Raw genomic sequence first — 23,703 nt, 5'->3', positions numbered from 1 at the left:
CCTCCGTGACGTGTTGCGTAGGCGGATAACCGGACGAACTCAGCGGGACTGCGCGAACAGGGCCTGCACCTCCGGCAGCGGTGTGGGCATGGGGACGAAGCGCGGCTGCTCGCGCACGCGCTGCAGCCAGGCCTGGACGGCCGGATACGGTGCCAGCGCGACGCCGCCATCCGCCGCGACATCGGTGTACGCGAACAGTGCGATGTCGGCGATGCCGTAGGCGCGGCCACTGAACCACGGCGCCGTGCCCAGATGCTCCTCCATCACCGCCAGCGCCTGGGCCGAGCGCTCACGCAGGCGCGGCAGCTCGGCACGGCGCGGTGACTCCAGCGGCGTCCAGCCGCTGATGAAGCGCGCGACCGCCAGGCATGGTTCGTGGCTGTACTGTTCGAAGAACATCCAGCGCAGCGTCTGTGCGCGCTCCCAGCCATCCGTGGGCAGATACGGTGTGCCCTCGGCCAGCCAGAACAGGATCGCGTTGGATTCGGGCAGCACACGCCCGTCATCGCGCTGCACCAGCGGCACCTTGGCATTGGGGTTCATCGCCAGGAAATCCGGCGTATGGGTCTGGCCGTGCGCACTGTCGACCTCGACCCAGTGGTAGCGCGTGCCCAGCTGCTCCAGCAGCATCCGCACCTTGTGGCAGTTGCCCGATACGGACATGCCGTACACCGTCAATGGAGCCCGCAACGACGTCATCGCTACCCTCTTGCGCATGCACCGCGGGCGGCTCGCCCGCGATGCCGAGTCTGGCCTCACCCGATCGCCTTTGCCAAGCGCGGGTGCAGCATCACCGTTGGCCGGCGCGGCGCTGCTGCCACTGCTGCCGCGACTGGCCCCAGATCTCGATCGGCTTGCCAGCGTGCGGCGGCGGCAGCTCGCCCATGCGCAACAGCGAACTGCCCAGCTTGCGCGCGACGACCTTGGAGTTTTCGTTGGCGGCATCGATGGTGTGGATGACCTCGTCCCAGCCCAGCGTGTCGAACGCCCAGTCCATGCTTGCCACCGCCGCTTCGGGCGCATAGCCCTTGCCCCAGCTCTCGCGGCGGATGCTCCAGCCGACCTCGGTGCCCGGCCAGTCCAGCGGCTGCCAGGGGCCCATGCGGCCGACCCACTCACCGCTGCTCTTTTCGATCACCGAAAACATCGAAAACCCGTAAAGATGCCAGCTGCCGACCAGGCAGCTGAAACTGCGCCATGCCTCCGAGGGGGGGCGCACACCACCGAGGTGCTGCATCACCTCCGGGTCCGAGCAGAAGCGCAGGAAGGCATCGAAATCCTCGGCGCGCGGTGGGCGCAGGATCAGACGGTCGGTCTCCAGCTGGAGGTCGAAAATGCTCATGGCGTCCTCGTGTGTTGCATGCGTGCCGGCATGATCGCAGATGCCGTGATCGGCAGGCCGTGCGGCGCACCCCAAAACGCAGCACGCCGGCAGAGGCCGGCGTGCTGGTGGTGCTTTCGAGCTGCAGGAACTTACTGCCTGTTCGCATCCAGTGCGGCGGTCTGGGTCACCAGCTGGCCATCGATCACCGGCAGGCGATCGCTGCTCGGCTTGTTGTCCATCTTCACGGTCTTCTCGGCGCCGTCGTAACGGTAGGTCACGTTGTAACCGGTGACCGCATTGGTGGTGCCCATCGGGATGCGGTTGCCCGGCTTGCTGGCCATGCGCATGGTGCCGGTGGTGCCGTCTTCATTGCGGTAGGTGATGTTGTAGCCGGTCACGCGGGTCGACTCGGAGGTGGCGGTTTCGGTGTGGCACTGGCGCTCGGTGCGGTTGACCACGCGGCCACCCACATGGCGCTTGTCCACCTGGTTGCCGATCATGCCGCCAGCGACAGCACCAGCGGCCGTGGCGGCCTTGCGGCCATTGCCACCACCGACCTGGTTACCCAGCAGGCCGCCGATCACGGCACCAGCGACGGTACCGCCAACGTTGCCGTCGCGTTCGGGCAGGCGTTCCTGCACCACCACGTCCTGGCAGACTTCATGCGGGGTCTGGGTGCTGGACGTCTCGCGCACCGGCTCGGTGCCGATCACGGTGGCGTACGCCTTTTCCTTCTTGGTCAACGGATCGACCTTGACGATGTCGGCGTATTCCAGCTTGCCCGCCTTGTCTTCAATGGCCAGCTGGTCGGTGCGCGCGCCATCGTCGGCGAGCGGCGTGGTGTCCAGAGTGGGCCGGGTCTGAGCAGCGGTCACCGCATCGGGCGAGGAACTGCCGCCCTTCATGAAGGCAGCGGTGGCGATACCGCCAACCAGCAGCGCACCCGCAGCGACCAACGCAGTAGTAGTTGTACTTTTCATAACCGGCTCCTTGCGGACGATCCGCAACGTTCTTGAGTGAATTCCAGCACGGCCACCCTGAACGGAATCTCCACGGATCGTGAACATCCTGCCGCCCATTCAGGTTCGGTGAGCCTTGAGCTCGTGATAGCGTTTACAGCATCTGCCCAGGAGTGCCTCATGTCCAATCCCATACTGTTGCCGGTGCTGGAATGGGCGCGTCGGCTGCGCTACCCCACCCTGTTCAAGATCACCGCCGCGCTGTTCGCGGTGACGCTGGTGATTCCCGACCCGCTGCCGTTCGTGGATGAAATCCTGTTCGGCCTGGGCACGCTGCTGCTGGCCAACTGGAAGCGACGCGGCGACAAGCTCCCGCCGCCGCTGCCGGCCAAGCGCCGCGCGTGAGGTTGATCGACAGCCACTGCCATCTGGATGCGGGTGAGTTCGATGCGGATCGCCCTGAGGTGATCGCGCGCGCGCGCGCGGCCGGCGTCATGGCCCAGGTCGTTCCCGCCGTCACTGCCGCCAGTTGGCCCGGCCTGCGCGATGCCTGCCGGCTGGCCGATGGTCTGCACCCGGCCTACGGGCTGCACCCGATGTTTCTGGACCAGCACCGCCCCGAACACCTGGAGGCGCTGCGTGCGTGGCTCGAACGCGAGCGCCCCTGCGCGGTTGGGGAATGCGGGCTGGACTTCTTCGTGGAGGGTCTGGACGTGGACGCTCAGCTGCACTACTTCCTGGGCCAGCTGCGGCTGGCACGCGAGTTCGACCTGCCGGTGATCGTACATGCGCGCCGCGCGGTAGATGCGGTGATCGCGGCGATCAAGCAGATCGGCGGGCTGCGCGGCGTGGTGCACAGCTTCTCCGGCAGCCCCGAGCAGGCACGGCAACTGCACCAGCTGGGCTTCCTGATCGGACTGGGCGGCCCGTTGACCTATGACCGCGCCCAGCGCCTGCACCGTCTGGTCGCCAGCATGCCGCTGGAGCAGCTGCTCCTGGAAACCGACGCGCCGGATCAGCCGGATGCGGGGATCCGCGGAGAGCGTAATGAACCGGCACGCTTGCCGGTGATCCTGGCGACGGTGGCGCGGCTGCGCGGGGAGCGGGCCGAAGTGATTGCCGCGCAGACCACGGCCAATGCGCGCACCCTATTCGGGCTTCACGGCTTCTCCTGAAGCGCGCAACGGGTGGAGTGGCCCCGGCCGCATGCCAGACCAGCACAGGACGCTCGCCAGCAATAACGCTCCCGCCGACATGCCGATCGAGATGTGCATGCCATGCATGAACGCATCCGGCGCGCCATCGCCGATCAGGCTGCCAAACAGGGCGACACCCAGCATGCCGCCGACCTGTCGCGCACAGTTGAGTACGCTGGAGGCGATGCCTGCCCGCGACCGGTCGACCGATGCAAGCGTCGCGTTGGTCATGGTCGGCACCACCAAGGCGACCCCGCTTGCCGCCATCAGCATCGGTACGATCAACAGCGCGTAATGGCCCCCGATGCTCACCCGCATCAACAACAGGTAACCCGATCCTGCCAGCGCAAGACCCATGAACATCAGCAACCTGGGACCGAGCCGCGTAATCAGGCGCCCCGCCACCACATTGAGTGCGACCAGAACGAGGGTCATCGGCAGAAAGGCCAGCCCGGTCTGTTGCGGGGACAGATGCTGCTGCATCTGAAAAAACAGACTGAACACGAAAATCAGACCGTAATAGGCGAAATTCACCGCGACGCCTGCCAGCGAGACGATGGAGAACGTGTGATTTCGAAACAGATTCAATGGCAGCATGGGTGAGGTGCTGTGAGCTTCAATCCAGAGGAAGGCGGTGAGGGACACGAGCGCCAACAGGGCCCCTCCGCGCACCACGCCATGCGCCCAACCCAGCTGACCTGCCTCGATCAGGGTCATGGTCGTCGCTGCCAGCGCAACCATGGCAGCCACCTGCCCACTCCAATCGAGGCCACGCCGATGCCCGCCGCCGGACGGCGCCGCATGCCGAAGCGTCAGGCAGATCCCGATCAAACCAACCGGAAGATTGATCAGAAACACGCTGCGCCAGCCTGCATGCGCTACCAGCACTCCGCCCAGCACGGGACCGGCAGCCAGCGCCGCTCCCCCGAGAGCGCCCCACCACCCGACGGCACGACTACGCGCCTGGCTGTCCGGAAATGCCCGCTGCACCATGACCAGCGAGTTGGGTACCAGCAGCGCCGCGCCCATGCCCTGGATCAGTCTGGCTCCCACCATCACAGGCAGACTGCCCGCAAGCCCGCAGGCAGCCGACGCCAGAGTAAACACCGCCAGGCCCGAGAGATAGAGCCGGCGCGCGCCGAAGCGGTCGCCCAGCGCCCCGCTTGTCAGCAGCAGTGCGGCGAATGCCAAGGTGTAGGCGTTGACCACCCACTGCAGGCCGGCCACATCAGTTGAAAATTCACGCTGCAGGGCATCCAGTGCAACGTTGACCACACTGATGTCCAGCAGCACCACGACGAAGCCGAACGCGGCGGCCCAGAGCGTACCGCGCGCGGAAGCAGAAAAAGCTGCCATTTGGGGTCCCACAAGCATAAGAGACCGTCCATGCTAGGCTTGGTTGGCACCCTCGAAAATTCCCCGAAATCACACTCCAGACCTGCGAAAACGCACCGATGTTCGACTGGGAGAATCTCCGTCATTTCTTGGCGGTTGCGCGCGACGGCACCTTGTCAGGCGCGGCTCGGGCGCTGCATGTCGACCATGCAACCGTCAGCCGTCGTGTTGCGGCCCTGGAGGTCGAACTGCAGGTTGCGCTGGTCGAGCGCTTGCCACGCTCCATCCGCCTTACCGCGATGGGCGTCCAGATTTACGAGCACGCCAAGGCCATGGACACCTCAGCATTTGCTGTCGCCCGCGCGAGCCGAGCCAGCCAGGATGCTGTCAATGCCAGGGTGACCCTCAGTGCACCGCCAGTGCTGGTGGCGCACCTGCTGGCGGAACGGGTTGCCGACTTCCGGGCAGAGCAGCCCGGCATTCAACTTTCCGTGTCGGCCCAAGCCCAGCAGGTATCACTCGCCCGCCGCGAGGCGGATGTGGCTCTGCGGCTCGTCCGTCCCAAGGAAGCCAGCAGCGTTGTGCGCAGAATCGGACGAATGGCGTTCGCGCTCTATGCCAGCCACGATTACGTCGCCACCCGTCGGCCCGAAGAGTGGGCCTTCATTGCCTATGACACGCAGTTTGCTGACATGCCCCAGCAGAAGTGGCTGCTGCAGATCGCAGGAAGCCGTGCCGTGTCGTGCGAACTGAGCGACATCAGCAGTCATCGGGCAGCTGCTCTGGCCGGAGCAGGCGTGGCCGGGTTGCCGCGCTTTCTGGGTGATGCCGCGCCAGGACTGATTCAGCTGGCGCATGACGGAGCGCCGTTCTCACGTGACATCTGGCTGGTGGTGCACCGTGACCTCCGGCGGTCACCCTCGGTACGCACGGTCATGGACTTTGTGGCGACCGTCGTCGCGGACCGGCCCGGCCTTGCGTTGAACGCGTGAGCCGGTCCACTGCCGTGCCGATAGCGGCTCAGTCGGCCGTGACCACCGTGGCCGGCTTCTTCATCAACATCTCCAGCGCCTTCCCGACCGCCGCGAACGCGAACGCGCCGGTGATATGCGTGGCCGCGCCCAGCCCGGCGCCGCAGTCCAGCTTCAGCGCCGCGTCGGCGCCAAGGTTCGGGCGGATGCCGCACACGCTGCCGTCGGCCTGCGGGTACTTCACGTTTTCCAGCGAGTACACCGCCGGCACGCCGAAGTAACGCGAGGCGTTCTTGGGGAAGTTGAAATCGCTGCGCAGCTTCTTGCGGATCAGCGCCATCATTGCGTCGTGTTCGGTGCGCGAGACATCGCGGATCCGCACCAGGGTGGGATCAGTACGGCCACCGGCCGCCCCCACGGTGAGAATGGGCAGCTTGCGGCGGCGGCACCAGGCGATGGTCTCGACCTTGACCCGGAAGCTGTCGCAGGCATCGATCACCAGATCGAAATCGCGGTCCAGCAGCTCGACCATGTTGGACACGGTCAGGAACGAGGCAACCGCATCGACGCTGATGTCCGGGTTGATCGCGCGGCAGCGCTCGGCCATCGCCTCGGCCTTGTTGCGGCCGTACTGGCCGGCCAGCGCCGGCAGCTGGCGGTTGGTGTTGGACACGCAGATGTCATCGGCATCGATCAGGGTCAGGTGCCCGACCGCCGTGCGCGCCAGCGCCTCGACCACCCACGAGCCGACGCCGCCCATGCCCACCACCGCCACCCGGCGGCTGGCGAGCAGATCCACGGTGCCTACTCCATACAACCGGTCGATGCCGGCAAATCGTTCGCGCAGTACGTCGTTCATGCGCCTATTTTAATGCGCCCAGGCCCGGCCGGGACGCGCCGTGGACAGGACGCGTCGTACCATCGCCGCAGCCACCCTCACCGAAGCCCTCACCATGAACGCCCCCGTGACCCCGCAGCGCCGCCCGTCCGCCGCGTACCGCTACCTGTTCGTCGGCCTGCTTGGCCTGGTGATCGGCCTGATCGCCACGGTGATGGTCTCGCGCGCCATCCAGGCCCGCCAGGATCCCTTCCCCGATTCGCTGATGCACGTGATGAACCGCCAGGTGCAACTGCTGCAGGCCGCGCAGGCGCAGAACCGCTGCAGCCTGGCCGACACCGTGCCGCGGCTGCAGACGCTGCGCTCGCTCTCCAATGATCTGGACCTGGCCTTTCCCGGCCTGAAGGACAGCCAAGGCTTCCAGCAGCACGCCAGCGCCCTGCGCGCCACCCTCAATGAGGCCTTGGCCGCACCGCCGACCGACTGCCCGGGCATGGCCACGCTGGTGGAGAAGATCCAGGCGGACTGCAAGGCCTGCCACCAGGATTTCCGCTGATTCATCTTCCAGCCACGCTGGCGGCCCGGGATTGGCACGCTGTTCACGCAGCACAGGACACGATCTGCTCCATGCGCACCAGACGCATTCGACCACCCCTCTGGCCAGGAGATACACCATGAAGATTCAACTGATTGCCGCCGCTGCCGTTGCCACCGTCGCCCTGGCTGGCTGTGCCACCACCTCGCCGGGTTACGGCAGCAGTGGCTACAACAACGGGTACGGCAATTCCGGCGGCAACTACAACACCAACCGGTGTGCCGACTGCGGCATCGTGACCCGCATCAACCAGGTCGCTTCGGGCCGCAGCGCGCCGAGCGCGACCGGCGCGGTGCTGGGTGGCATCGTCGGCGCGGTCGCCGGCCATGAGATCTCCGACCACACCGGCGGCAGCCGCGGCAACAAGAACATCGCCGCCGCCGCAGGCGCGGTGGGTGGGGCGCTGGCCGGCAACCAGATCCAGAAGAACGTGACCAGCGATACCTTCGACATCACCGTGCGCATGGATGACGGCCGTACCGTGGTCGTCAACCAGCGCGATCTGGGTGGCATCCGCGAGAACACCTACGTCCGCGTGGTCAACGGCAAGGTGATCCTGCGCTGATCGGCGCAACGCACACGTAGACAAAAAAGGGCCCGCGCAAGCGGGCCCTTTTCGTGTTTCAACCAGGCAGGACCCGGTCTGCGCTCAGAGCGGCTTGACCTTGTCGGCCTGCAGGCCCTTCTGGCCAGTGACCACTTCGAACTCGACCGCTTGACCTTCCTTCAGGCTCTTGAAGCCCTGGGATTCGATCGCACGGAAGTGCACGAACACATCTTCGCCGCTCTCACGGCTGATGAACCCGAAACCCTTCGCGTCGTTGAACCACTTGACGGTGCCCTTCTCAGCCATCTCAGCTACTCCCTAACTGTCTTGTTGTTGGATACACCCGTACAGGCGGCTGACAGCAAGGGGAAGCGGGGTGCAACGATGCAGCGGATCTGGAAGATCTACCATCATCAGGCCACGATCCACGGTGACCTTGCCAAGCTCAGCGTCTGCAACTTAACCCGAGCAAAACGAAAAAGCAACTGGCCAAAACCTTCGGATGTCAACCCCATTTCAGGAACCATACTGGACAGCATGGACCATTCATTCATCTTGTACCTGCTAGCCGTCGTTCTGGTGCTCGTCGGCATTGCCGGCGTGATTCTTCCCGCCCTGCCCGGCATCCCGCTGGTGTTCGCCGGGCTGGTGCTGGCGGCATGGGCCGACGATTTCGTCCATGTGGGCTGGCTGCCGCTGACGGTCCTGGGCCTGTTGACCCTGCTGTCTTTCGCCGTGGACATCCTGGCCACGGTGGTCGGCGCACAGCGGGTAGGTGCCAGCCGCAAGGCCCTGTGGGGAACCTTCTTGGGCAGCATCGTCGGGGTGTTCTTCATGCCGATCGGCCTGTTCGTGGGCCCGCTCGCCGGCGCACTGCTGGGCGAGTACTGGCACACCCGCGAGCTGGGCCGCTCCACCAAGGTGGGCCTGGCGACCTGGCTTGGCATCCTGCTGGGGTTCGCGCTCAAGCTGGCGCTGGTGATCGCGATGCTGGGCCTGTTCGCGTTCGCCTGGTTCTTCTGAGGTCACCGCCAGACCGGGGCTTCACGCCCTGACCACACCATTGACCGGCATAAACCGGATCAGATCGACCGTGTCGTGCGCTGGCGGGATTATTCCTCAGCGGCCACACTGTGCCGGTTGACCCATTCATTCTTGTCACGCGGCCCTGCTCCCATGACCATGCCCCATTCCCGTTCCGTCCTGTTCACTGCCCTGGCCTTGGCCGGCACCGCCCTGCCCGCCGCAGCACAGGAGGCGGCACCGAAGCCGGCGTCACCGGAGGCCTGCGCACTGGTGGACACCGACGCAGCGCGCCTGGCCTGCTACGACACGCTGTTCGGGCGCACGCCCGACGTAACCCTGGCCGCCGATGCCGCCGCCACCGCCGCCAAGCAGGAGCGCCGGGAAGAACGTCATGCCGCCCGCAGTGCCGACGCCGACGCGCCCGCGACGCAGCGGGTCAAGCAGCGCCTCGGAGAAGTGTTCAAGAACGACGGCCATGAAGATGCGCTGGCCAATGCCGGCAAGGGCTCGCTGCTCGACAGCCGTTGGGAGCTCGCGCAGGACTCCAAGCTTGGCGCGTTCCAGCTGCGCGCCTACAAGCCGGTCTACCTGCTGCCCGCGTTCTGGACCAGCGACAAGAACCAGATGCCGCAGTCGCCCAATCCGGTCAACACGGTCACCACCTCGCAGCAGCTGGACAGCGCGGAACTGAAGTTCCAGCTCAGCTTCAAGACCAAGATCGTGGAGAACCTGTTCGGCGACAACGGCGACATCTGGGCCGGCTACACGCAGAGCTCGCGCTGGCAGGCCTACAACGCCGACAACTCGCGCCCGTTCCGTGAGACCAATTACGAGCCGGAAGTGATGATGATGTTCCGCAACGGCTACTCGATCGGCGGCTGGCGCGGGCGCATGAGCGGGATCGGCGTCAACCACATGTCCAACGGCCGCGCCGATCCCCTGTCGCGCAGCTGGAACCGGGTGATCGCCACCGTCGGCCTGGACCGGGAAAACTGGGCGCTGGTGCTGCGCCCGTGGTATCGCATCCCGGAAGACCGCAAGGACGACAACAACCCGGACATCTCCGATTACATGGGCCGCGGCGACGCGACCCTGACCTGGAACAAGAACGGCCACGAGGTCTCGCTGATGGCGCGGCACTCGCTGCGCGGCGGTGATCGCTCGCACGGCGCGCTGCAGCTTGATTACGGCTTCCCGATCAGCAACCTGCTGCGCGGCCATGTGCAGATCTTCGATGGTTACGGCGAGAGCATGATCGACTACAACCACAAGGCCACCTATGTCGGCCTGGGTGTGTCGCTGCTGGAGTGGTATTGATGGCGGTGACGATCTGGCACAACCCGCGCTGCAGCAACTCGCGCGGGGCGCTGGAGATCCTGCGTGAGCACGGCATCGAGCCGGTGGTGATCGAGTACCTCAAGACCCCGCCGGACCGTGCCACGCTGGCAGGGCTGATCACGCGCATGGGCATCGCCCCGCGTGCGTTGCTGCGCAACAAGGAGCCGGCCTATGGTTCGCTCGGGCTGGACGACGATGCGTTGTCCGATGCCGCGTTGATCGAGGCGATGGTCGCCCACCCGGAGCTGATCAACCGCCCGATCGTGGAGACCCCGCGCGGTGCACGCCTGTGCCGGCCGCCAGAGAAGGTGCTGGAGATCCTACCGGCGTAAAACCGCGCCTCAGCTGCCGCCGCAGCGGCTGGTACACCGGTTGATATCCTCCCCGCAGGTCAGCGCCGGCAGCCGGTTGCGGCAGTAGTCGCTGCTGGCCTGGCATGATTTACGCAGGTCCGGGTTGTCGATCTTGTCGCACTTCGCATCGCGCTGGGTCGCCACCCCGGCGCCACAGCTGTCGCCGCTGCCAAATCCCGTACGGTTGGTCATGCAACTGTCGTACTGGCGTTGGCACTGCTGCATGCACTGGTTGGCGGCGGTGACCTCGCGCAGGCTGGGCGGGGCGGTGTGGAAATCGCCATCACTGCTGCAGGCGGTGACCAGCAGGATCAACAGCAGGGCGGAAAGCATCCTCGGCATCGTCGTGCTCCGTGTGGAAAGCATCCGGCCGTGGCCGGCATGTGTGCATGCCCGGAATGTAGCACTGCTTGTTTTCCGAATTAAGGCCGGGGTTCCCGGCGCGGTCGCAGACGCCTGTTGCGTTACATCGGCTGCGGCGCGCGTCGCATCTTCGAGGCGCACATCGACTGACGTCCTTCAACGCCAGTCGGTGATGCCCTCGCGCCGGTAGACCTCGGCGAACGCCGGCCGTGCTTTCAGACGATCGGCGTAGGCCTTCAATGCCGGCCAGGTGTCACTGGGCGTGGGCATGTTGCGCGACCAGCGCATCAGCATCACCAGCATGAAATCGACCACGCTCAACGACTCGCCCAGCACATACGGGCCGCGCGTGGACAGATGCTCGGCCAGATGCTGCCACGCGCCTTCCAGCCGCTCGCGCGCCCGCTGGCGGGTCGCGTCCACGTGCTCGGGGCCCGCCATTTCCTGCGGGTAGAACCACGCCCGATACGCCGGTTGCACGGTATTGGCGCACCAGAACATCCAGCGGTACGCCTCGGCACGGTCGGCAGTCCCCGGGGCTGGCAGCAGGGCCGCTTCCGGATGGCGGTCTGCCAGATGCAGCGCGATCGCTGCCGCTTCGGTCAATACCTGCCCGTCCAGCACCAGCGTCGGCACCAGGCCCGCCGGATTCAAGGCGAGATACGCTGCATCCTTGTGCTCGCGCTTGTCGAAATCCAGCAGCACCAGATCGTGCTCGATCTGCAGTTCCAGCAACAGCCAATGGACGACCAGGGCGGCGGTACTCGGCGATCCATACAACGTGGTGCGCATGCTCAGGGCCTCTTGAGGGAGGCGCACAGTATGCGCTCGCGCTCCGTGCCATCACATGGGTACAGAGCACGGGCGATGGGGACGCGTTCTGTCTCTGACACTGCGCCGCGGACGCTCGCAGAATGCGTCTTCTGCCCCGCCGCCAGTCCAGGATCCTCCCATGCCCGATTCGTCCGCTCTGCTCGCCTTCGGTCTGATTTCGCTGGGCATGGTGCTGACGCCCGGGCCGAACATGATCTATCTGATCTCGCGCTCGATCTGCCAGGGACGCACCGCCGGGCTGATCTCGCTGGGCGGTGTCGCGCTGGGTTTTCTGGTGTACCTGGTGTGCGCGGCACTGGGCATCACCGCGCTGCTGATGGCAGTGCCGCATGCCTACGATGTGTTGCGTTTCGCCGGCGCGGCGTATCTGCTGTACCTGGCCTGGCAGGCGCTGCGCCCTGGCGGACGTTCGCCGTTCCAGCTGCGCACGCTGGACCATGACAGCCCGCGCAGATTGTTCGGCATGGGGCTGTTCACCGCGCTGCTCAATCCGAAGATCGCCGTGATGTATCTCTCGCTGCTGCCGCAGTTCATCCAGCCCCATGGGCATGGCAGCGTGATGGTGCAATCGGTGGTGCTCGGGCTGGTGCAGATCGCGACCAGCGTCAGTGTCAACGCACTGATCGTACTGGCCGCCGGCAGTATTGCCACCTTCCTGGCCGGACGCCCGCGCTGGCAGACGGTGCAGCGCGGCCTGATGGGTACGGTGCTCGGCGCGCTGGCGGTGCGCATGCTGGTGGACGCGCGCCGCTGAGGAGAAGCACTGGCCAACGGTCGGTGCCTGCCCGCCTCAGCCACGAAAAACGGCGCCCTTGGGGCGCCGTTTTCGTGTGCAGCGTTATCGCGACGGGAAGCCTCAGGCGACGACGACCGGAATCTTGCCGATGCGGGCCTGCCACTCGCGCGGGCCGGTCTGGTGCACGGACTCGCCGGTGGAATCCACCGCCACGGTCACCGGCATGTCCTGCACGGTGAACTCGTAGATCGCTTCCATGCCCAGATCCGCGAAGCCGACCACCTTGGCCGCCTTGATCGCCTTGGAGACCAGGTAGGCCGAGCCGCCGACCGCCATCAGGTAGGCCGACTTGTTGTCACGGATCGCCTCGATCGCCGCCGGGCCGCGCTCGGCCTTGCCGACCATGCCCAGCAGGCCGGTCTGTTCCAGCACCTGGCGGGTGAACTTGTCCATGCGGGTCGCGGTGGTCGGGCCGGCCGGGCCCACCACTTCGTCGCGCACCGGATCGACCGGGCCGACGTAGTAGATGAAGCGGCCCTTGAGGTCGACCGGCAGCGGCTCGCCCTTGTCCAGCATCTCCACCATGCGCTTGTGCGCGGCGTCGCGGCCGGTCAGCAGCTTGCCGTTGAGCAGCAGGGTCTGGCCGGGCTTCCAGCTGGCGACGTCTTCCGGAGTGATCGTGTCCAGATCGACCCGGGTGCCCTTGGAGGCGTCATAGGTGATCTGCGGCCAGTCTTCCAATGACGGCGGATCGAGCATCACCGGGCCGCTGCCATCCAGCGTGAAATGCGCATGGCGGGTGGCCGCGCAGTTCGGGATCATCGCCACCGGCAGGTTGGCCGCGTGGGTCGGGAAGTCCTTGACCTTGATGTCCAGCACGGTGGTCAGGCCGCCCAGGCCCTGCGCGCCGATGCCCAGCGCGTTGACCTTGTCGAACAGTTCCAGGCGCAGTTCTTCGGCACGGTTGGAGGCGCCACGGGCCTTGAGCTCGTTGATGTCGATCGGCTCCATCAGCGACTCCTTGGCCAGCAGCATCGCCTTCTCGGCGGTGCCGCCGATGCCGATGCCGAGCATGCCCGGCGGACACCAGCCGGCGCCCATGGTCGGCACGGTCTTGAGCACCCAGTCCACGATCGAGTCGGACGGGTTGAGCATGGCGAACTTGGACTTGGCTTCCGAACCGCCGCCCTTGGCCGCGACGATCACCTCGACGGTGTCACCCGGCACCACCTTGACGTTGACCACGCCCGGGGTGTTGTCCTTGGTGTTGATGCGCTTGCCGGCCGGATCGGCCAGCACCGAGGCGCGCAGCTTGTTGTCCGGATAGTTGTAGGCGCGGCGCACGCCTTCGTTGGCCATGTCCTCCACGCCCATCGTGGCGTCGTCCCAGCGCACGTTCATGCCGATTTCCAGGAACACGGTGACGATGCCGGTGTCCTGGCAGATCGGCCGGTGGCCTTCGGCACACATGCGCGAGTTGATCAGGATCTGGGCCATCGCCTCCTTCGCGGCCGGCGACTCTTCGCGCTCGTAGGCAGCGTTGAGGCTCTTGATGTAATCGACCGGGTGGTAGTACGAAATGTACTGCAGCGCGTCGGCGATGGACTGGATGAGGTCTTCCTGCTTGATCGATGTCACGACTTGCTCGCTTGCTGGAGGCTGGCGGGGGTTGAACCGCCGATTTTAACAAGGACCGCCCCTCGGCGTTGAGAATCGCTCGCGGTGGCCCGGTTTGGTGCACAGTGGCTGCCCAGCCTTGTCACAGCGGTCTGCCCGGCCGCGTCCTCCCGGCATGACCCCGACCGATACCTTCCAGACCCACCGCCCCCGCCTGTTCGCCCTGGCCTACCGCCTGCTGGGCAGCCGCAGCGACGCCGAGGACACCGTCCAGGACGCCTGGCTGCGCTGGCAGGGCACCGACACCGCCGTGATCCGCGATCCGGAGGGTTGGCTGGTCACCGCCACCACCCGGCTCGGGCTGGACCGGCTGCGCGCCCGGCGCAGCGCGCGCCTGGACTACGTGGGGCCGTGGCTGCCCGAGCCGCTGGAGATCACCCTGGACCCGGATCCGCTGCAGGACCCGGCCCAGCGCCACGCGCTGGCCGACGAGGTTTCCGTGGCGTTCCTGGCGCTGCTGGAGCAGCTCACGCCGGACGAGCGTGCTGCCTTCCTGCTCAAGGACGTGTTCGACTACGACTACCCGGACATCGCCCCGCTGCTGGAGCACTCCCCCGCCAACTGCCGGCAACTGGTGCACCGGGCGCGGCAGCGGCTGCAGACCGGCGCCCCACGCTTCGCGGTCTCGCCCGCGCAGCACCGCGACCTGCTGGCACGCTTCATGGACGCCTCGCAGCAGGGCGACCTGACGGCGATCCGCTCGCTGCTCGACGCCAACGCCGAGATGATCTCCGATGGCGGCGGTCGCGTGACCGCGGCGATCCGCCCCCTGCTGGGCGCTGAGCGCATCGCGCAGCTGTACTGGGCGATCGCCCGTCGCAATGGCCAGCATCCCGCCCAGCTCGGCCAGGTCAACGGCGAGCCGGCGATCCTGCGTTTTGCCGGGGACCAGTTGCACTCGGTCACGATGATCACGGTCGATGGGGAGCGCATCGTGCGCGTGCTCAGCGTGCTCAATCCGGAAAAACTCACCGCGCTTGTCACAGCGCGCGAGGCTGGCGCGTCCTCCTGATGAAGACGGCCATTGCGGCCGTCATGGAGTACCCACATGTCCGCTTCGCCCCGCGTTCCCTACACCCGTCTGGCCGCTGAGGCCTTCAAGGGCCTGCTGGCCACCAGCAAGGCCGTCCACGACAGCTCCATCGATCCTGTATTGATGGAGCTGGTGTTCATGCGGGTCTCGCAGATCAATGGCTGTGGCTACTGCATGGACATGCACGGCACCACCCTGCGCAAGGGGGGGATCGAACCGCGCAAGCTCGATACGCTGCCGGCCTGGCACGAGAGCCGCTTCTTCGATGCGCGCGAGCGTGCCGCGCTGGGCTGGGCCGAAGCGCTGACCCGGCTGAGCAGCGCAGCGCCGTCCGATGCGGCCTACGACGCACTGGCCCTGCATTTCGATGAGAAGGGCATCAGCGATCTGAGCATGGGCATCGCGGTGATCAACGCCTGGAACCGCCTCGGCGCCGGCCTGCTGCCGCCGCTGCCATAAGGAACGGGTAGTGCCGGCCGCTGGCCGGCTCCGCAGGTGGCGGGATGCAACCTGGCGCCGGCCAACGGCCGGCACTACCGGGCTGCGGTCCGCGTGCACTGAATTCATGCATCAACCACGGTCACGGCGCGCACAATACCGCCCATGCCCGCCTCCCCCGCTGCCGGTGCACCCGGCCAGAAGAATCCCAGCCTGCGCGAGCGCGTCAATGCGATGCGCAACCTGCCCCCGTTCCTGCGCCAGGTCTGGCAGACCAGCCCCGGGCTGACCCTGGCCAGCCTCGGGCTGCGTGTGATCCGTGCGTTGCTGCCGGTGGCGATGCTGTATGTCGGCAAGCTGATCATCGATGCGGCGGTACTGCTCAGCCAGCACGATGCGGGCTTCCCGCCGTTCGGCGAGGCGCTCTCCAGCGGGCTGCTGAACCCGCTGCTCGGGTTGCTCGCACTCGAGTTCGGCTTGGCCATGGCCTCGGACCTGCTCGGCCGCATGGTCAGCTACGCCGATACGTTGTTGTCAGAGCTGTTCACCAACGTCACCAGCGTGCGCCTGATGGAACACGCCGCCGAGCTGGACCTGGAAGATTTCGAAGACCCCGACCTGCAGGACAAGCTGGACCGCGCACGGCGCCAGACCATGGGCCGGATGAACCTGATGAGCCAGCTGTTCGGCCAGGTGCAGGACAGCATCACCGTGGCCAGCCTTGCGGTCGGCCTGATCGTGTACGCGCCGTGGTTGATCCTGCTGCTCGCGGTGGCGCTGATCCCGGCGTTCATCGGCGAATCGCATTTCAACGCCGCCGGCTACAGCCTCAATTTCCAGTGGACGCCCGAGCGTCGGCAGCTGGAGTACCTGCGCCAGATCGGGGCCAGCGTGGAAACCGCCAAGGAGGTGAAAATCTTCAACCTCCATCGCTTCCTGATCGACCGCTACAAACGGCTGGCCGAGAAGTTCTACCTGGCCAACCGCGCCCTCGCGCGCAAGCGCGCGATCTGGGGCACGCTGCTCGCCGCGCTGGGGACGCTCGGGTACTACGCGGCGTATGCCTACATCGCCTGGCGCACGGTACGCGGCGATTTCTCGATCGGCGACCTCACCTTCCTGGCCGGCAGTTTCCTGCGCCTGCGCCAGCTGCTCGAAGGGCTGCTGATCGGCTTTTCGCAGGTCGCCGGGCAAGCGCTGTACCTGGACGATCTGTTCTCGTTCTTCCAGATCGAACCGGAGATCCATTCGCGCCCGGACGCGGTCGCCATCCCGCAGCCGATCACCCAGGGCTTCGTGTTCGAGAATGTCGGATTCCGCTACCCCGACGCCGAAAGCTGGGCGGTACGCCATCTGGATTTCGACCTGCGTGCCGGCGAAGTGCTGGCGCTGGTCGGCGAGAACGGTGCCGGCAAGACCACCCTGGTCAAGCTGCTGGCCCGCCTGTACGACCCCGACGAAGGCCGCATCCTGCTTGATGGCCGCGACCTGCGCGATTACGACCTGGACGACCTGCGCGCCAACATGGGCGTGATCTTCCAGGACTTCGTGCGCTACAACCTCAGCGCCGGCGAGAACATCGGCGTCGGCCTGGTCGAGGCGATGACCGACGACGCCCGCATCCGCGATGCCGCGCGCCGCGGCATGGCCGATGAAGTGATCGCCGGCCTGCCCGGCGGCTACGACCAGCTCATCGGCCGCCGCTTCAAGATGGGCGTGGACCTGTCCGGCGGTCAGTGGCAGAAGATCGCGATCGCGCGTGCCTACATGCGCGATGCACAGGTCATGATCCTGGATGAACCGACCGCGGCGCTGGATGCGCGCAGCGAGTTCGAGGTGTTCCAGCGCTTCAAGGAACTGTCCGACAACCGCACCGCGGTGCTGATCTCGCACCGGTTCTCCTCGGTGCGCATGGCCGACCGCATCCTGGTGCTGGCCGGCGGCCGGATCGAGGCCAGCGGCACCCATGCCGAACTGATGACCCAGGGCGGACGGTATGCCGAACTGTTCGAGCTGCAGGCCGCCGGGTACCGCTGAAACCCAGACGCGACAGGCCTGTCCGGCCAGTCAATGAGAATTTATCTCATTTGAGATAAACTAGACCCGACGAAACCGACCAGAACCCCACCCCCATGTCTTCCGCTTTTGGCGCCGAAACGGTGCTTGAGGTCCGTCACTGGACCGACGCCTACTTCAGCTTCACCACGACCCGCGACAGCGGCTTCCGCTTCGAGAACGGCCAGTTCGTGATGATCGGCCTGGAAACCGAGGCGCGCCCGCTGCTGCGCGCGTACTCCATCGCCAGTGCCAACTGGGAAGAAAACCTGGAGTTCTTCAGCATCAAGGTCCAGGACGGCCCGCTGACCTCGCGCCTGCAGCACATCAAGCCGGGCGACAAGGTGCTGGTCGGCAAGAAGCCTACCGGCACCCTGCTGATCAGCGACCTGCACCCGGGCAAGCACCTGTACCTGCTCGGCACCGGCACCGGCCTGGCGCCGTGGCTGTCGGTGATCAAGGACCCGGAAACCTACGAGCGCTTCGACAAGGTGATCCTCACCCACGGCGTGCGCTACGAAAAAGACTTGGCCTACCGCGACCTGTTCGAGAAGGAACTGCGCGAGCACGAATTCCTCGGCGAGATGATCGGCGACAAGCTGCTGTACTACCCGGCCGTCACCCGTGAGGCGTTCCCCAACCAGGGCCGCCTGACCTCGCTGATGGAAAGCGGCGAGATGCAGAAGACCCTCGGCCTGCCGCCGCTGGATCCGGAAAACGACCGCGCCATGATCTGCGGCAGCCCGCAGATGCTGGCCGACCTGCGCACCGTGCTGGACAGCCGCGGCTTCCAGACCTCGCCGCGCATCGGCACCCCGGGCCACTACGTCTTCGAGCGCGCGTTCGTCGAAAAGTAATCGCGGCGCCGGGCTCCGCCCGGCTGATCGACGAACCTGCGCGCCAGCCGGGCAGCGCCCGGCTCTACGGGGCTGATACGCCAACCGCAGCCCTGCCGGGTAGAGCCGACCGTTGGTCGGCTCCCGCGGCAACGATCGCATGCACGTTGGGCTATATTCCGCGTCAGCCCGGCAACGGCCGGGTCTGACCTGGAGCCGTACCGATGATCAGGAAGATCCGCCCCGCCCTCGCCTGCCTGCTGCTCGCCATGAGCCTGGCTGCCAGCGCCGCCGCGCCCGCAACGCCCTCACCGAAAGCCGGCGATATCCCGCCGCAGATCCTGGGCAAGGACCGCCGGGGCAATGTGGTGGACCTGGCCAGCCAGCGCGGCAAGGTCGTCATCGTCACGTTCTGGGCCTCGTGGTGCGGCCCGTGCCGCAAGGAACTGCCGATCCTGGGCCAGCTGCAGAAGGTCATCGGGCATGACGCGCTGCAGGTCTACGCGGTGAACCTGAAGGAACCGCGCGCCGATTTCGCCGCCATCGCCCGCAGCCGCAACGCCCCGCCACTGGACTACATCCACGACGCCAAGGGCGAGGTCAGCGACCAGTACGGCATCCAGACCATCCCGCACATGTTCATCATCGGCCACGACGGCAGCATCGCCGGCGTGCATCGCGGCTACTCCGAGCAGAGCCTGCCGAAAATCGTCGACGACATCCTCGCCCTCCTGCCCGAAGACGTGCGCAACCGGAAAGCAGGCGGCTGATTCCACCGCCGCGGTGTAGAGCCACGCCATGCGTGGCTGGAACGTCGGCGATCCGATGATGCGAGCCGGTAGAGCCACGCCATGCGTGGCTGGAACGTCGGCGATCCGATGATGCGAGCCGGTAGAGCCACGCCATGCGTGGCTGGAACGTTGGGCGAACCGGTGATGCGAGGAGCCGGCCAGCGGCCGGCACTACCGGGATCACGGAGCCGGGCAGAGCCCGGCGTTACGCCAGCGCCGCCTCGATGTCGCCGCGCAGCGACTCGGGCTTGTCAGTCGGCGCATACCGCGCCAGCACCTGCCCATCGCGCCCGACCAGGAACTTGCTGAAGTTCCACTTGATCCCGCGCGTGCCCAATACCCCGGCCTTCTCGGCCTTGAGCCACTGCCACAGCGGATCAGCGCCGGCGCCGTTGACCTCGACCTTGTCCGACATCGGGAAACTGACCCCGTAGGTCAGCGAGCAGAATTCCCCGATCTGCGCCGCATCGCCCGGCTCCTGGTGCCCGAACTGATCGCAGGGAAACCCGACCACCACCAGCCCCCGTGGCCCGAACTCCCGCCACAGCGCCTCCAGCCCCTCGTACTGCGGCGTAAAGCCGCACTTGCTGGCCACATTGACCAGCAGCAACACCTTGCCCCGGTACTGCGCCAACGCCTGCGGCTGGCCGGACAGGTCCACGAACGGGAAATCGAAGGCAGTGGTCATGGCAGGGGATTCCGGTGGAAAGACCTCATCTTAGCTTGCCTGCTGGACTCGTCATGCACGGCTGGGGAGCCGGCCAGCGGCCGGCACTACTGCTCCCAATCTGGCCACACGCCGCTTTTTAAGGCGCCAATCAACTGTCCGGCGCCGCAGTTGCTTTCGCCATGCCCCGGCCGTGGTCCGGCCAAAACATGCCTTTCGACACAAGCCCCTCCGCAACGGCTCGGGTTACCCTCAAAGACTTGTCTGACCGGAGAATTCCCCTTGACCACCCGTCTTGCCCTCGCCGTCGCCGTGACCCTCGGCCTTGCCCTGCCCGCCTATTCGGCCACCGCCGCCACCCCGGCCGCGACCAGCGCCCAGCAGGCCAACCCGTTCTTCGCCGACAGCCCGCTGCCGCTGCACTTCCCGCAGTTCGACAAGATCAAGGACAGCGACTTCGCGCCCGCCTTCGACGCCGGCATGGCCCAGCAGCTGAAGGAAGTCGAGGCGATCGCCAACAACAAGGCCAAGCCGACCTTCGACAACACCCTCATCGCCCTGGAAAAGAGCGGTGAGACCCTGGACCGCGCCACCACCGTCTTCTTCAGCCTGGTCGGTGCCGACACCAACGACGCACGCAAGAAGCTGCAGGCCGATTACTCCGCCCGCTTCGCCGCGCACAGCGACGCGATCGCGCTGAACGGCAAGCTGTTCGCCCGCATCCAGACCCTGTACGACACCCGCGCCCAGCTCGGCCTCGACGCCGAGGGCGTGCGCCTGGTCGAGAAGTACTACGAGAGCTACGTCCGCGCCGGCGCCAAGCTGTCCGAAGCCGACAAGACCAAGCTCAAGGAAATGAACGCCGAACTGGCCAACCTGGGCACCAAGTTCAGCCAGAACGTGCTGGCCGAAGTGAACGCCTCGGCGATCACCGTCGATGACGTCAAGGAACTGGCCGGCCTCTCGCAGGAGCAGATCTCCGCCGCTGCCGAAGCCGCCAAGGCCCGTGGCCAGGACGGCAAGTACGTCATCACCCTGCTCAACACCACCGGCCAGCCGCCGCTGACCAACCTGGCCAACCGCGCGCTGCGCCAGAAGATCTACGAAGCCTCCATCACCCGCGGCAGCCGCGGCGGTGAGTACGACAACACCGCCCTGGTCTCGCGCATCATGCAGCTGCGTGCCGACAAGGCCAAGCTGATGGGCTTTGCGAACTTCGCCGCCTACAACCTGACCAACCAGACCGCCAAGACCCCCGAAGCGGTCAACGCCATGCTCGGCCAGCTCGCCCCGGCCGCCGTCGCCAACGCCAAGCGCGAAGCCGCCGACCTGCAGGCGATGATCGACAAGGAGCAGAAGGCCGCCGGCAAGCCCACCTTCAAGCTGGAAGCCTGGGACTGGGCGTTCTACAGCGAGAAGGTCCGCCAGGCCAAGTACAACTTCGACGAATCCCAGCTCAAGCCGTACTTCGAAATGAAGAACGTGCTCGAAAACGGCGTCTTCCACGCCGCCCAGCTTGAATTCGGCCTGACCTTCAAGCAGCGCACCGACCTGCCGGTCTACCACGAAGACGTCACCGTCTATGACGTGTTCGATGCCGACGGCAGCCAGCTGGCGATCTTCATCTTCGACCCGTACGCACGCGCCTCCAAGCGCGGCGGTGCGTGGATGAACTCGTACGTCTCGCAGTCCGAACTGACCGGCTTCAAGCCGGTGGTCGCCAACCATCTCAACATCCCCAAGCCGCCGGCCGGCAAGCCGACCCTGCTGACCTGGGATGAAGTGACCACCACCTTCCATGAATTCGGCCATGCCCTGCACGGCATGTTCTCGAACGTGAAGTACCCCTACTTCTCGGGCACCTCGGTGCCGCGCGACTTCGTCGAGTTCCCCTCGCAGGTCAACGAGATGTGGGCCGATGATCCGGTCATCCTGAAGAACTACGCCAAGCACTACCAGAACGGCACGGCCATGCCGCAGGCCCTGCTCGACAAGGTCGTCGCTGCCGCCAAGTTCAACCAGGGCTTCGCCACCACCGAGTACCTCGGTGCGGCCATGCTCGATCAGCGCTGGCACCAGATCGGCCCGGACCAGGTGCCGGCTGCCAAGGACGTCATGAAGTTCGAAGCCGATGCCCTGGCCAAGGACGGCATCTTCTACGCGCCGGTCCCGCCGCGTTACAAGACCCCGTACTTCAGCCACATCATGGGCGGCTACTCGGCCGGCTACTACGCCTACATCTGGTCCGAAGTGTTGGATGCCAACACCCAGAAGTGGTTCCGCGAGAACGGCGGCCTGAGCCGCAAGAACGGTGACCACTTCCGCCAGACCCTGCTCTCCAAGGGCGGCAGCGTCGATGCGATGGAGCTGTTCCAGAACTTCGCCGGCCACGCCCCGCAGATCGAGCCGCTGCTCGAAAAGCGCGGCCTGACCTCGGGTGACAGCAAGAAGTAAGCGTCCGCTGCAACGACGTGCAGTACAAAAAACGCCCGGCACTGCCGGGCGTTTTTTTTGGTTCTTCTACCCATGGCGATACGGACGTGACCGTAGGTACCAACCGTTGGTTGGTGCGACCCTCAATGCGCCTGCGGGTCGAACCAGGCTTCCCAGGTGAACGGTGAGGCAGCCATCGTGCGCGCCTGTTCGAACGCCGCCCTCGCCTGCGCCGTGCGCCCGGTATTGAGCAACGCCACGCCAAGGTTGAATGCCGCATGCCGATCGTCGCTCCCCAGCGCCAACGCCCGCTGCAACACCTCACGCGCACGGGCGTACTGCGCGCGGTCACAGGCAACGGCGCCGAGCCCGGTCAGGAGCAGCGGATCTTCGCTGTGTGCCGACAACGCGGCCTCCAGCGTGGCCGTGGCCGTTGCAAGTGCAGCGTCCGCATCACGCGTACCGGCGAACGCGGCCTCCACCTCGCTGCGGGCGCTCAGCAACGCGTGGACTACGACGGAAGAAACGGCGTCATGCATGCGGCGCAATGCTAACGGGAAACACACCCGACCGGCGATGCCGGGCGGGATCAACGCGGCTGCCAGCGCTGTGCCGGCAGCCGCAACCGCGCTTAGTTCGAGGCGGTGGTATAGACGTAACCCAGCGGCGATCCTGCCTGGTCAACCTTCGCCTTCACCTTGAAGTGGAACGCCGGCAAGTTGGAGCCGCTCATCCGGCAGTTTTCGGTCTCGGTTACCTTGCAGGTGTACGCCTGCTCGGTCGGCTCGAAGCCCATGCCGATGTACATGTCCAGATCTGGATTGGTGCGCAGCATGGTGGTGGTGTAACGGTTCGCCCTCGGCTTGATCACACCGGAGATCGTCTCACCTGCCATCAGCGTTACAGTCATGCCCGCCGTGCGTGAGCCGCCCGGCGCCGTCTGCAGGTTCCAGGACAGGCACACCATGTCGGACGGATCAGTGCACGCCACTTCTTCCACGTCGTAGGCCTTGCGCGCGGCCGACGCCTGGCTGGCCAGGGTGCAGGCGAACAGCACCGCGATGGCGCTGGCGAAATGGGTTTTCTTGTTGCTCGTCATCTGTTGATCAACTTCTTGTTGGGGACGGATGCCATCGCGAACCGCAGCCGAGAGCCCACGGCGCGCAACGACCGCGCCAAATTGGCATGCGGCGGCGGCGAAAAACTGCGCACCGAGTCACGTATCGTCCGGCCCCGCAGCGCAGCGTGCCCGCGAGGCATTGAACGACCCAACCGCGACACATCGTGATTCTTTCAGCCTATCGAAACTGAACGAATGCAATCCCGTAATAACGCCTCGAGGGGCGACACGCGGTATC

Annotated in this window: 27 protein-coding genes; 15 read left to right on the top strand and 12 right to left on the bottom strand. The window is 66.1% G+C overall.

Translation table 11 applies throughout. From position 1 onward, the window contains the following. Window positions 1-39 precede the first annotated feature (39 nt). From ABE472_RS16910 to ABE472_RS16900, 3 genes are all read right to left on the bottom strand, one after another. A complete protein-coding gene (locus tag ABE472_RS16910; protein ID WP_313210284.1) occupies window positions 40-699 on the bottom strand; it encodes a glutathione S-transferase family protein in 660 nt (219 codons plus the stop codon). 91 nt (window positions 700-790) lie between these two features. Further along, window positions 791-1,342, bottom strand: coding sequence for a GNAT family N-acetyltransferase (locus tag ABE472_RS16905; RefSeq protein WP_346464620.1), 552 nt, complete (start codon window positions 1,340-1,342; stop codon window positions 791-793). A gap of 131 nt (window positions 1,343-1,473) precedes the next feature. Then, on the bottom strand, window positions 1,474-2,304 hold the full coding sequence (locus tag ABE472_RS16900; protein ID WP_346466676.1) for a glycine zipper 2TM domain-containing protein: 831 nt from the start codon (window positions 2,302-2,304) through the stop codon (window positions 1,474-1,476). 159 nt (window positions 2,305-2,463) lie between these two features. Between ABE472_RS16900 and ABE472_RS16895 the strand changes: the two genes are divergently transcribed. Next, entirely contained in the window at window positions 2,464-2,688 is a 225-nt protein-coding gene (locus ABE472_RS16895; RefSeq protein WP_152152652.1) for a DUF6116 family protein, read from the top strand. After that, window positions 2,685-3,458, top strand: coding sequence for a TatD family hydrolase (locus ABE472_RS16890; protein ID WP_313218828.1), 774 nt, complete (start codon window positions 2,685-2,687; stop codon window positions 3,456-3,458). The genes ABE472_RS16895 and ABE472_RS16890 overlap by 4 nt, the downstream gene beginning before the upstream one ends. Here the strand turns inward: ABE472_RS16890 and ABE472_RS16885 are convergent. After that, entirely contained in the window at window positions 3,432-4,835 is a 1,404-nt protein-coding gene (locus ABE472_RS16885; protein ID WP_346466675.1) for an MFS transporter, read from the bottom strand. The two genes, ABE472_RS16890 and ABE472_RS16885, sit on opposite strands and share 27 nt — an antisense overlap. Window positions 4,836-4,933: 98 nt before the next feature. Between ABE472_RS16885 and ABE472_RS16880 the strand changes: the two genes are divergently transcribed. Beyond that, on the top strand, window positions 4,934-5,806 hold the full coding sequence (locus tag ABE472_RS16880) for a LysR family transcriptional regulator (protein WP_346466674.1): 873 nt from the start codon (window positions 4,934-4,936) through the stop codon (window positions 5,804-5,806). A gap of 28 nt (window positions 5,807-5,834) precedes the next feature. On the opposite strand, the gene ABE472_RS16875 is transcribed toward ABE472_RS16880, so the two are convergent. Then, window positions 5,835-6,644 (bottom strand): tRNA threonylcarbamoyladenosine dehydratase, encoded by an 810-nt coding sequence (locus ABE472_RS16875; protein ID WP_313210297.1) that lies wholly within the window; start codon window positions 6,642-6,644, stop codon window positions 5,835-5,837. A gap of 94 nt (window positions 6,645-6,738) precedes the next feature. On the opposite strand from ABE472_RS16875, the gene ABE472_RS16870 reads away from it, so the two are divergent. Together ABE472_RS16870 and ABE472_RS16865 are read left to right on the top strand one after the other, a co-directional pair. Next, the gene (locus ABE472_RS16870; RefSeq protein WP_313210299.1) at window positions 6,739-7,179 is read left to right on the top strand and encodes a hypothetical protein; all 441 of its coding nucleotides are present in this window, start codon (window positions 6,739-6,741) and stop codon (window positions 7,177-7,179) included. A gap of 118 nt (window positions 7,180-7,297) precedes the next feature. After that, window positions 7,298-7,783 (top strand): glycine zipper 2TM domain-containing protein, encoded by a 486-nt coding sequence (locus tag ABE472_RS16865; RefSeq protein ID WP_019185918.1) that lies wholly within the window; start codon window positions 7,298-7,300, stop codon window positions 7,781-7,783. Window positions 7,784-7,867: 84 nt separating this feature from the next. Here ABE472_RS16865 and ABE472_RS16860 read toward each other — a convergent pair whose 3' ends face one another. After that, window positions 7,868-8,071, bottom strand: coding sequence for a cold-shock protein (locus ABE472_RS16860; RefSeq protein WP_019185917.1), 204 nt, complete (start codon window positions 8,069-8,071; stop codon window positions 7,868-7,870). 231 nt (window positions 8,072-8,302) lie between these two features. On the opposite strand from ABE472_RS16860, the gene ABE472_RS16855 reads away from it, so the two are divergent. The 3 genes from ABE472_RS16855 (at window position 8,303) to arsC (ending at window position 10,461) form a co-directional block, all read left to right on the top strand. Further along, window positions 8,303-8,788: a DUF456 domain-containing protein gene (locus tag ABE472_RS16855; RefSeq protein WP_259261564.1), complete on the top strand. Its 486-nt coding sequence runs from the start codon at window positions 8,303-8,305 to the stop codon at window positions 8,786-8,788. A gap of 153 nt (window positions 8,789-8,941) precedes the next feature. Next, entirely contained in the window at window positions 8,942-10,108 is a 1,167-nt protein-coding gene (locus ABE472_RS16850; RefSeq protein ID WP_346464624.1) for a phospholipase A, read from the top strand. After that, entirely contained in the window at window positions 10,108-10,461 is a 354-nt protein-coding gene (arsC, locus tag ABE472_RS16845) for an arsenate reductase (glutaredoxin) (RefSeq protein ID WP_346466673.1), read from the top strand. Before ABE472_RS16850 ends, arsC begins: the two co-directional genes overlap by 1 nt. A gap of 9 nt (window positions 10,462-10,470) precedes the next feature. Here arsC and ABE472_RS16840 read toward each other — a convergent pair whose 3' ends face one another. Both ABE472_RS16840 and ABE472_RS16835 read right to left on the bottom strand, forming a co-directional pair. Continuing rightward, on the bottom strand, window positions 10,471-10,824 hold the full coding sequence (locus ABE472_RS16840) for a hypothetical protein (RefSeq protein ID WP_313210307.1): 354 nt from the start codon (window positions 10,822-10,824) through the stop codon (window positions 10,471-10,473). A 177-nt stretch (window positions 10,825-11,001) separates the two neighbouring features. Beyond that, the gene (locus ABE472_RS16835; protein WP_313218839.1) at window positions 11,002-11,637 is read right to left on the bottom strand and encodes a glutathione S-transferase family protein; all 636 of its coding nucleotides are present in this window, start codon (window positions 11,635-11,637) and stop codon (window positions 11,002-11,004) included. A gap of 160 nt (window positions 11,638-11,797) precedes the next feature. On the opposite strand from ABE472_RS16835, the gene ABE472_RS16830 reads away from it, so the two are divergent. After that, window positions 11,798-12,433, top strand: coding sequence for a LysE family translocator (locus ABE472_RS16830; RefSeq protein WP_313218840.1), 636 nt, complete (start codon window positions 11,798-11,800; stop codon window positions 12,431-12,433). A gap of 102 nt (window positions 12,434-12,535) precedes the next feature. On the opposite strand, the gene ABE472_RS16825 is transcribed toward ABE472_RS16830, so the two are convergent. After that, window positions 12,536-14,053, bottom strand: coding sequence for a fumarate hydratase (locus tag ABE472_RS16825; protein ID WP_019185911.1), 1,518 nt, complete (start codon window positions 14,051-14,053; stop codon window positions 12,536-12,538). A 154-nt stretch (window positions 14,054-14,207) separates the two neighbouring features. Between ABE472_RS16825 and ABE472_RS16820 the strand changes: the two genes are divergently transcribed. The 5 genes from ABE472_RS16820 (at window position 14,208) to ABE472_RS16800 (ending at window position 19,224) form a co-directional block, all read left to right on the top strand. Further along, complete coding sequence (locus tag ABE472_RS16820; RefSeq protein ID WP_346464626.1) at window positions 14,208-15,104, top strand: RNA polymerase sigma-70 factor; 897 nt, start codon at window positions 14,208-14,210, stop codon at window positions 15,102-15,104. A 36-nt stretch (window positions 15,105-15,140) separates the two neighbouring features. Further along, the gene (locus ABE472_RS16815) at window positions 15,141-15,584 is read left to right on the top strand and encodes a carboxymuconolactone decarboxylase family protein (RefSeq protein ID WP_346464627.1); all 444 of its coding nucleotides are present in this window, start codon (window positions 15,141-15,143) and stop codon (window positions 15,582-15,584) included. A 144-nt stretch (window positions 15,585-15,728) separates the two neighbouring features. Further along, a complete protein-coding gene (locus tag ABE472_RS16810; RefSeq protein ID WP_259261553.1) occupies window positions 15,729-17,600 on the top strand; it encodes an ABC transporter ATP-binding protein in 1,872 nt (623 codons plus the stop codon). Window positions 17,601-17,695: 95 nt separating this feature from the next. Then, window positions 17,696-18,475: a ferredoxin--NADP reductase gene (locus ABE472_RS16805; RefSeq protein ID WP_019185907.1), complete on the top strand. Its 780-nt coding sequence runs from the start codon at window positions 17,696-17,698 to the stop codon at window positions 18,473-18,475. Between the two features lie 203 nt (window positions 18,476-18,678). After that, complete coding sequence (locus tag ABE472_RS16800; protein ID WP_313210322.1) at window positions 18,679-19,224, top strand: TlpA disulfide reductase family protein; 546 nt, start codon at window positions 18,679-18,681, stop codon at window positions 19,222-19,224. A gap of 226 nt (window positions 19,225-19,450) precedes the next feature. Here the strand turns inward: ABE472_RS16800 and ABE472_RS16795 are convergent, their stop codons facing one another. Continuing rightward, a complete protein-coding gene (locus ABE472_RS16795) occupies window positions 19,451-19,933 on the bottom strand; it encodes a glutathione peroxidase (RefSeq protein WP_313210324.1) in 483 nt (160 codons plus the stop codon). Window positions 19,934-20,194: 261 nt separating this feature from the next. Here ABE472_RS16795 and ABE472_RS16790 point away from each other — a divergent pair, with 261 nt between their 5' ends. Next, on the top strand, window positions 20,195-22,366 hold the full coding sequence (locus ABE472_RS16790) for a M3 family metallopeptidase (protein WP_346466672.1): 2,172 nt from the start codon (window positions 20,195-20,197) through the stop codon (window positions 22,364-22,366). Between the two features lie 122 nt (window positions 22,367-22,488). Here the strand turns inward: ABE472_RS16790 and ABE472_RS16785 are convergent, their stop codons facing one another. Both ABE472_RS16785 and ABE472_RS16780 read right to left on the bottom strand, forming a co-directional pair. Continuing rightward, a complete protein-coding gene (locus ABE472_RS16785; RefSeq protein WP_346466671.1) occupies window positions 22,489-22,884 on the bottom strand; it encodes a tetratricopeptide repeat protein in 396 nt (131 codons plus the stop codon). A gap of 92 nt (window positions 22,885-22,976) precedes the next feature. Then, complete coding sequence (locus ABE472_RS16780) at window positions 22,977-23,444, bottom strand: hypothetical protein (protein ID WP_313210332.1); 468 nt, start codon at window positions 23,442-23,444, stop codon at window positions 22,977-22,979. Between the last annotated feature and the right edge of the window lie 259 nt (window positions 23,445-23,703).

Origin of the sequence: Stenotrophomonas sp. TWI809, from assembly GCF_039673205.1 — a bacterium.
Classification (GTDB): Bacteria; Pseudomonadota; Gammaproteobacteria; order Xanthomonadales; family Xanthomonadaceae; genus Stenotrophomonas.
The sequence above is the reverse complement of the archived record's forward strand: the minus strand, read 5'-3'. Positions and strand labels throughout refer to the sequence as shown.

What these genes read in the sequence shown, in the direction of transcription:
- ABE472_RS16910 (WP_313210284.1), bottom strand. Translation starts at nt 699, where the DNA reads ATGACGTCGTTGCGGGCTCCATTGACGGTGTACGGCATGTCCGTATCG.
- ABE472_RS16905 (WP_346464620.1), bottom strand. Translation starts at nt 1,342, where the DNA reads ATGAGCATTTTCGACCTCCAGCTGGAGACCGACCGTCTGATCCTGCGC.
- ABE472_RS16900 (WP_346466676.1), bottom strand. Translation starts at nt 2,304, where the DNA reads ATGAAAAGTACAACTACTACTGCGTTGGTCGCTGCGGGTGCGCTGCTG.
- ABE472_RS16895 (WP_152152652.1), top strand. Translation starts at nt 2,464, where the DNA reads ATGTCCAATCCCATACTGTTGCCGGTGCTGGAATGGGCGCGTCGGCTG.
- ABE472_RS16885 (WP_346466675.1), bottom strand. Translation starts at nt 4,835, where the DNA reads ATGGCAGCTTTTTCTGCTTCCGCGCGCGGTACGCTCTGGGCCGCCGCG.
- ABE472_RS16880 (WP_346466674.1), top strand. Translation starts at nt 4,934, where the DNA reads ATGTTCGACTGGGAGAATCTCCGTCATTTCTTGGCGGTTGCGCGCGAC.
- ABE472_RS16875 (WP_313210297.1), bottom strand. Translation starts at nt 6,644, where the DNA reads ATGAACGACGTACTGCGCGAACGATTTGCCGGCATCGACCGGTTGTAT.
- ABE472_RS16870 (WP_313210299.1), top strand. Translation starts at nt 6,739, where the DNA reads ATGAACGCCCCCGTGACCCCGCAGCGCCGCCCGTCCGCCGCGTACCGC.
- ABE472_RS16865 (WP_019185918.1), top strand. Translation starts at nt 7,298, where the DNA reads ATGAAGATTCAACTGATTGCCGCCGCTGCCGTTGCCACCGTCGCCCTG.
- ABE472_RS16860 (WP_019185917.1), bottom strand. Translation starts at nt 8,071, where the DNA reads ATGGCTGAGAAGGGCACCGTCAAGTGGTTCAACGACGCGAAGGGTTTC.
- ABE472_RS16855 (WP_259261564.1), top strand. Translation starts at nt 8,303, where the DNA reads ATGGACCATTCATTCATCTTGTACCTGCTAGCCGTCGTTCTGGTGCTC.
- ABE472_RS16850 (WP_346464624.1), top strand. Translation starts at nt 8,942, where the DNA reads ATGACCATGCCCCATTCCCGTTCCGTCCTGTTCACTGCCCTGGCCTTG.
- arsC (WP_346466673.1), top strand. Translation starts at nt 10,108, where the DNA reads ATGGCGGTGACGATCTGGCACAACCCGCGCTGCAGCAACTCGCGCGGG.
- ABE472_RS16840 (WP_313210307.1), bottom strand. Translation starts at nt 10,824, where the DNA reads ATGCCGAGGATGCTTTCCGCCCTGCTGTTGATCCTGCTGGTCACCGCC.
- ABE472_RS16835 (WP_313218839.1), bottom strand. Translation starts at nt 11,637, where the DNA reads ATGCGCACCACGTTGTATGGATCGCCGAGTACCGCCGCCCTGGTCGTC.
- ABE472_RS16830 (WP_313218840.1), top strand. Translation starts at nt 11,798, where the DNA reads ATGCCCGATTCGTCCGCTCTGCTCGCCTTCGGTCTGATTTCGCTGGGC.
- ABE472_RS16820 (WP_346464626.1), top strand. Translation starts at nt 14,208, where the DNA reads ATGACCCCGACCGATACCTTCCAGACCCACCGCCCCCGCCTGTTCGCC.
- ABE472_RS16815 (WP_346464627.1), top strand. Translation starts at nt 15,141, where the DNA reads ATGTCCGCTTCGCCCCGCGTTCCCTACACCCGTCTGGCCGCTGAGGCC.
- ABE472_RS16810 (WP_259261553.1), top strand. Translation starts at nt 15,729, where the DNA reads ATGCCCGCCTCCCCCGCTGCCGGTGCACCCGGCCAGAAGAATCCCAGC.
- ABE472_RS16805 (WP_019185907.1), top strand. Translation starts at nt 17,696, where the DNA reads ATGTCTTCCGCTTTTGGCGCCGAAACGGTGCTTGAGGTCCGTCACTGG.
- ABE472_RS16800 (WP_313210322.1), top strand. Translation starts at nt 18,679, where the DNA reads ATGATCAGGAAGATCCGCCCCGCCCTCGCCTGCCTGCTGCTCGCCATG.
- ABE472_RS16795 (WP_313210324.1), bottom strand. Translation starts at nt 19,933, where the DNA reads ATGACCACTGCCTTCGATTTCCCGTTCGTGGACCTGTCCGGCCAGCCG.
- ABE472_RS16785 (WP_346466671.1), bottom strand. Translation starts at nt 22,884, where the DNA reads ATGCATGACGCCGTTTCTTCCGTCGTAGTCCACGCGTTGCTGAGCGCC.
- ABE472_RS16780 (WP_313210332.1), bottom strand. Translation starts at nt 23,444, where the DNA reads ATGACGAGCAACAAGAAAACCCATTTCGCCAGCGCCATCGCGGTGCTG.